This window comes from Arthrobacter sp. Y3221157 (assembly GCF_059089865.1).
On sequence record NZ_JBNHFD010000148.1, the window covers coordinates 1 to 4356 of the forward strand.

Annotated in this window: 4 protein-coding genes; 1 reads left to right on the top strand and 3 read right to left on the bottom strand. The window is 64.8% G+C overall.

Features of this window, described 5'->3' with window-relative positions:
- The coding region (locus tag AC5RTT_RS19815; RefSeq protein ID WP_494146599.1) for a hypothetical protein at window positions 1-301 on the top strand (301 nt) is incomplete at its 5' end.
- A 106-nt stretch (window positions 302-407) separates the two neighbouring features.
- Here the strand turns inward: AC5RTT_RS19815 and tyrS are convergent.
- From tyrS to AC5RTT_RS19830, 3 genes are all read right to left on the bottom strand, one after another.
- Window positions 408-1721, bottom strand: coding sequence for a tyrosine--tRNA ligase (tyrS, locus tag AC5RTT_RS19820; RefSeq protein ID WP_494146600.1), 1314 nt, complete (start codon window positions 1719-1721; stop codon window positions 408-410).
- 34 nt (window positions 1722-1755) lie between these two features.
- Entirely contained in the window at window positions 1756-3984 is a 2229-nt protein-coding gene (locus AC5RTT_RS19825; protein ID WP_494146601.1) for a HelD family protein, read from the bottom strand.
- Between the two features lie 52 nt (window positions 3985-4036).
- A partial coding sequence (locus AC5RTT_RS19830; protein ID WP_494146602.1) for a DNA-3-methyladenine glycosylase occupies window positions 4037-4356 on the bottom strand: 320 nt, incomplete at its 5' end.

Genomic DNA, 4356 nt, shown 5'->3' on the forward strand with positions numbered 1-4356 from the left:
CCACAGGGGCGGCACGATCCGGCAAATTCAACCAATTACATACATAATCGGTATCAACAAACTTGGCACACTATTGAGTTCTCAAACAACAGACACATTCGAATATTCCCGAAACCAATTCAAAAAAGAATTTCTATTTCGTATTTCTTCGCTGCGATGTTTCTATCTTATTTCATCCATATTCGCTTTTGCAAATCCGGTTGTTTTCCCGGAATTCACTCGGCAAGGTGAATCCACCCAGCAAAAAGTGAAGCATTCCTGCGTTCAGAGCGCTGCTCTGAGAAGAATTGCTTCTCAATAGTTGGGGGTTTGTCACCACTCAGCGGCGGCGACTCAGAAAACAATACACGCCCCTCCGCAGCCGTGCAAATCGGCTGTGGAGGGGCGTGCAAAAGGGTCAGATGCAGTTACGGGACCAGGACCTCAACCGTGGCCAGGTTCTTCTTGCCCCGGCGGAGCAGCAAGTACTGGCCGTGCAGGAGTTCATCCTCGGAAATCACGGCTTCGGGGTCCAGGACCTTTTCGTTGTTGACATACGCGCCACCTTCACCGACCGTGCGGCGGGCAGCGGACTTGCTCTCCGACAGCCCCGACGCCACCAGCAGGTCCACGATCCCGAGGGCATCAACCTGGACGGTGGCGGAGGGAAGCTCAGACGTGGCCGCCTGAAGAGTGGACTTGTCAAGGGCAGTGAGATCGCCGTTGCCGAACAGGGCGGCCGAAGCGGCGATGACTTTCTCAGTGGCTTCCACGCCATGCACCAGCGACGTAACTTCGTAAGCGAGCTTCCGCTGGCCCTCGCGGGCGAAGGGACGCTCCGCCACTGCCACTGCCATCTCTTCGATCTCGGCGCGGGTCAGGAAGGTGAAGACCTTCAGCCTGTCCACAACGTCTGCGTCCGCAGTGTTGAGCCAGAACTGGTAGAACGCGTACGGGCTGCACATGCCGGCGTCGAGCCAGATGGCGTTGCCTTCGCTCTTGCCGAACTTGCTTCCGTCGGAGTTGGTGATCAGCGGCGTACCCAGGGCGTGGACGCTCTTGCCCTCCACCTTGCGGATCAGTTCGGTTCCGCTGGTCAGGTTTCCCCACTGGTCGGAGCCCCCGGTCTGCAGGACACAGCCGTAGGCGCGGTACAGCTCCAGGTAGTCCATGCCCTGCAGGATCTGGTAGCTGAACTCGGTGTAGCTGATGCCCTCGTCGGAGTTGAGCCGCGAGGCAACGGCATCCTTGCGGAGCATGGTGCCCACCCGGAAATGCTTGCCTACTTCCCGCAGGAAATCGATAGCGGTCAGCGGCGCCGTCCAGTCGAGGTTGTTGACCATCCGCGCCGCGTTGTCACCCTCGAAGCTCAGGAACCGGCGGACCTGTGCCTGGAGGTAACCCACCCACTCCGTAACTGTTTCCTTGGTGTTCAGGGTGCGCTCGGCGGTGGGCCGGGGATCACCGATCAGGCCGGTGGAGCCGCCAACGAGTCCCAGCGGCTTGTGCCCCGCCAGCTGCAGCCGCCGCATGAGGAGCAGCTGGACCAGGTTGCCCAGGTGCAGGCTCGGTGCAGTCGGATCGAACCCGCAATAGTAAGTGACCGGGACGCCGGCGAGGAGCTTTTCAAGCTCGGCTTCGTCGGTGGAGACGTGGACCAGGCCACGCCACTTCAGCTCCTGCCAGATGTTGGCAAAAGAGGGGTCGTTGTGTTGCGATTCGAGGCTGTTGATGTCTGGCACGCCTTCTAAGGTAGCAGTATCCGGGGACGCCGGATCAGCGGACAATACCGGCCGGAACCGGTTCGGAGGCGATCAGCCGCAGCCGCTGAGTGGCGCGGGTCATCGCCACGTAGAGGTCACCCACCTTGCCGTGTTCGTGGTTGAGCATCTTTGCCGGTTCCAGGACCACCACGCCGTCGAACTCAAGGCCCTTGGCTTCGCGGGGGCTGATGACCACGATGTCCTGTTCGTAGCTGCCCGCGCCCGTGCCGATGCGGCGCCCGTAGGCCGCGCGCAGGGCTGCCGTGGCCAGGGGCAGGAGGGGGCCGTCGGCGATCACGGCGAGCAGGCCGCCGTCGAGCGCTTCCAGTTCCTCCGGCAGGACCTCCACAAGCCGGTCCACAAGGGCGCCGGGGGCAACCTCGTCGATGACGGGTGACCAGCGCCCCTCCCGCACGGCCTTGGGAGCGGACACCACCAGGCCCGCCGCGTTTGCCATCCGTACGGCGGCTTCGGCGATCTGGGAGGGCGTGCGGTAGTTGACCGTCAGCTCCTCCAGCTGCCACCGGTCACCGAACATCGGCGCGAGGGCGCCCTGCCAGGAATTGGCGCCGGCAACGGAACTGGTCTGGGCAATATCGCCCACGATGGTGAAGGACTTCAGGGGGCAGCGGCGGACCAGGAGCCGCCACTGCATGGGGGAAAGCTCCTGCGCCTCGTCCACCACAATGTGCCCGAAGGCCCAGGTGCGGTCGCTGGTGGCACGCTCGGCAGCGCTGAGCCGTGCCTCCCGTTCCTGGTTCTGCTCCATCAGGTCTTCGGCGGTCATCAGGGCGTCAACGCCGGCGGTTTCCATGTTGACGAGCGTTTGCTTGGCGTTGGCGAGATCCCGGGCACGGTCGTGCTCCTGCTGCCCCAGACCGCGGCTGGCGGCGGCGTCAAGTTCACCGAGCAGTTCGGCAGCCTCATCCAGCAGCGGAACGTCGGACTCCGTCCAGGGGGCGTCAACCGGCCGCAGGAGCAGCGCGCGCTGCGCGGGCGAAAGGTTGGGGGTGCAGAATCCCAGGATGGCCGGCTTGCTGAACAGGTCGGAAATCAGCTTTTCGGGAGTCATTGGCATCCAGCACAGGTTCAGGGCGATGCGGACATCCCGGGCCGTACGGACATCCTCTGCAAGGTAGGAGCGGTCCGCGTTGTTGCCGATGTTCCCGGCCTCGACCAGTTCGGTCATCTGCTCCGTCAGTTCACGCAGCAGGATCTTGACGAACGTTACGCGTGCCTCGTTGTACGGCTTGCCGGTGGCACGGGCCTTCTCCCGGGCGCGGCGGACCTGCCGGGGCGTCAGCACCAGCTTCCGGCCGTCCACTTCCAGCGTCCTGTTGTGGGCAGGAACCCGCTGGCGGTTGGAGACGGCGTTGGCCACGATTTCCGCCATGTCCAGGCGGCCCTTGAGGGCAGCAACATCGGCGTCCTGCTCCGGAACTGCATGGATGCCGGGCATGAGGCGGCCAAGGCTGGCCATGACCACGCCGGTCTCACCCAGCGAGGGCAGCACGCGTTCGATGTACTTCATGAACGACGACGACGGGCCCACCAGGAGCACGCCTGCACTCTTGAGCCGGTCGCGGTGGGTGTACAGCAGGTAGGCGGCGCGGTGCAGGGCGACGGCGGTCTTGCCTGTGCCAGGTCCGCCCTGGACCACCAGCGCGCCGGAGATGGAGGACCGGATGATGCGGTCCTGCTCGGACTGGATGGTGCTGACGATGTCCGACATCCGGCCCGTGCGCTTGGAATTCAGGGCGGCGAGCAGGGCGCCTTCACCCTGCAGCGACTCATTGTCCGCGAGCATCCCGGCGTCCAGGACGTCGTCTTCGATGGCCTTGACTTCGCGGCCCTGCAGGATCAGGTGCCGGCGGCGGCGCACGCCCTGCCGGTCGAACGCGGTGGCCTGGTAGAAGTGCCCGGCCTCGGGCGCGCGCCAGTCAACCATCAGCCGCTGCAGGTCCTCGGTGGTGAGGCCGATGCGGCCGATGTACTGCGCTTCGCCGGAGTCCAGGTCCAGGCGGCCGAAGACCAGCCGGTCATCCACCGCGTCCAGCTGCGCCAGGCGGTCCTCGTACAGTGCGGCGAACGCATCGCGCTCGGAGACGTTCTGCATGGTGCCCACTGCCCCGGCCCGGCGGACCTGCGCCAGCTGCCGGCGCTTTTCCTCGCGGAGCTCTTCCAGCCGGGCATACAGACCCGCTACATACTCCCGTTCGTGGGCCAAATCGGCGTCAAGCATTCAACGTTCCCCTATCGCAAAAGACAGACCTACCATTCTACAACCATTTCCGTTAACGCTGATGAAACGCGGACCGGGCCGGTTGCGCTGATGGACCCGTGGTGGCCGGGGGTTTCCGGACCCGGGGTTTGGCGGGCTTGTACCTGGAGACAGTGGGGTCCCCGGTGATCCAGAAGCGCCAGGCGTACTCGTCCGAGCCGCCCGCCCCTGCCACCCCCACCCGCGGGCCTGAACTTACCTGGGGAGGCGGCTCCGGCGGAAGTACCAGCCCGAAGGGCGGGGCAAGCGCGTCACGTCCGGTGTCCGCCGTCGTCAGTCCCAGTGCCTTGGCCAGCCGGGCCGGGCCGCTGGCGAGGTCGACGGGGCTCCTGG